The organism is Phenylobacterium sp. (assembly GCF_030693805.1).
Taxonomy (GTDB): domain Bacteria; phylum Pseudomonadota; class Alphaproteobacteria; order Caulobacterales; family Caulobacteraceae; genus Phenylobacterium.
Genome location: NZ_JAUXZW010000078.1, coordinates 1 through 1,065, shown reverse-complemented (window position 1 = coordinate 1,065; position 1,065 = coordinate 1). Strand labels below are relative to the sequence as shown.

The following is a 1,065-nucleotide window of genomic DNA, read 5'->3' as shown; positions in this document are numbered from 1 at the left end:
TCAAGCCAGCTCATTCACGCACGATGTTGGCGGTGACGCCGGCGTCACCTTCCACCCAGACCACGTTGCCTCGATAAAAAGTCGCGCCGAGGTAAATGCAGAACTGGAGGCAGCTCGCAAAGATGGCACGTTGACGCTGATGCAGCGTGGGGTTTTCTTGCCGATCAAAGCTGATGGTCCTCCCAAATCGCGCGTCGAAGTGATCGCTGAATTGGAGCGGGCTCGTCAAGTTGGCACCCTGCCGCCCACCGGTGACAAATGATGCGCGTCGGTCTACGCAATGCATCTTGAGACGTGCCATTTATCTGATGCCCGCCGTTGGCTCCCCAGATTAGGCAGATGTGTACTGAATAGGCCCGTAGCCAACGGGCCGGTTACAGCAATCACTTTTTGGAGCGCCCAAGGCAACTCCACTTGCAAAGCTTTTTGATCATGCAATCTCGAAAAATCTTTTTTACCGCTGCTGTTTTGGGTGTGCTTATTCTGGCCGGGTGCGCTGCTTCATCCTACGAAAATGCCGAATCTGCAAGGGTTAACTCATGTCATCAAGCACACGGAGGTAAAGCACCGAATCACCGTGGGCACTGCCCAAGTTTGAAGTGATGCAAAAAACTATTCAATATTCTTCCATTTGAGCTGCTTGGACAATCTGTATCAACAGTGAGCTGAACTCACCGCGAAAATCTGCGCGCCGCTGGAACCAAGTGACGGCGGGTCGAGGTTTACCTCGCCGGCACGTTCTCATCTAATCTGCAAAGCAGGCAAGATTTTCGAAGGTGCGGATCTTTCACCGCTTCGCTACGGCATGAATTCACAGGCCGAGCATCACGCCGCCTTACTTGGCAGGCTCAATCCCGATCACGAGCATCTGGCCGTTGGCGTTTTCTGCCATGAACTTCACTTTATCGCCCACCTTGAGACCGGTGAGCAGCGCCTTGTCTTTGGCGGTGAAAACCATGGTCATACCTGGCATGTCCATGTGCTTGATTTCACCGTGTTTGAGAGTGACTTTTCCGTTGGCCAAGTCCACCTTGCGGACCTCACCATCGGTCATGGAAGGCATCT

Annotated in this window: 2 protein-coding genes; one reads left to right on the top strand and one right to left on the bottom strand. The window is 53.3% G+C overall.

Features of this window, described 5'->3' with window-relative positions; translation table 11 throughout:
- Nucleotides 1-262: DUF4148 domain-containing protein (locus Q8M88_RS03520; RefSeq protein ID WP_305594866.1), on the top strand; the 262-nt coding region annotated here is incomplete at its 5' end.
- Nucleotides 263-835: 573 nt separating this feature from the next.
- Here the strand turns inward: Q8M88_RS03520 and Q8M88_RS03515 are convergent.
- Nucleotides 836-1,065: copper-binding protein (locus Q8M88_RS03515; RefSeq protein ID WP_305594865.1), on the bottom strand; the 230-nt coding region annotated here is incomplete at its 5' end.